This is a genomic window from Hanstruepera flava (genome assembly GCF_023634025.1).
Lineage (GTDB): Bacteria > Bacteroidota > Bacteroidia > Flavobacteriales > Flavobacteriaceae > Hanstruepera > Hanstruepera flava.
In genome coordinates this window covers 1-584 of record NZ_JALJCW010000021.1, presented here as the reverse complement: position 1 = coordinate 584, position 584 = coordinate 1, and the positions used below count along the sequence as shown (strand labels likewise).

The following is a 584-nucleotide window of genomic DNA, read 5'->3' as shown; positions in this document are numbered from 1 at the left end:
GTACCATTATTCGTGAATGGAGTGTGACTGATGATGGTGGCAATACAACCACGGAGACACAGACTATTAGCGTTATCGATTCTACAGCGCCTGCACTAGTTGGCGTGCCCAGCGATACTACCGTACAGTGTGATGCCATTCCGGCTCCTGCTACGGTTACCGCTACAGATAACTGCGATACCACCCTGTCGGTAAACTATACCGAAACATCCAATACCGTTGCTGACGGTGTCGGTACCATTGTCCGTGAATGGAGTGTGACTGACGATGGTGGCAATACAACTACAGAAACACAGACCATTACCGTTATCGATTCTACAGCGCCTGCACTAGTTGGCGTGCCCAGCGATGCTACCGTACAGTGTGATGCCATTCCGGCTCCTGCTACGGTTACCGCTACAGATAACTGCGATACCACCCTGTCGGTAAACTATAGCGAAACATCCAATACCGTTGCTGATGGTGTCGGTACCATTATTCGTGAATGGAGTGTGACTGACGATGGTGGCAATACAACTACAGAAACACAGACCATTACCGTTATCGATTCTACAGCGCCTGCACTAGTTGGCGTGCCCAGCGAT

The 584-nt window shown here is 50.2% G+C and carries 1 protein-coding gene; it reads left to right on the top strand.

The annotated features are described in order from the left end of the window. The coding region (locus MTX13_RS14370) for an HYR-like domain-containing protein (protein ID WP_449555747.1) at positions 1-584 on the top strand (584 nt) is incomplete at both ends.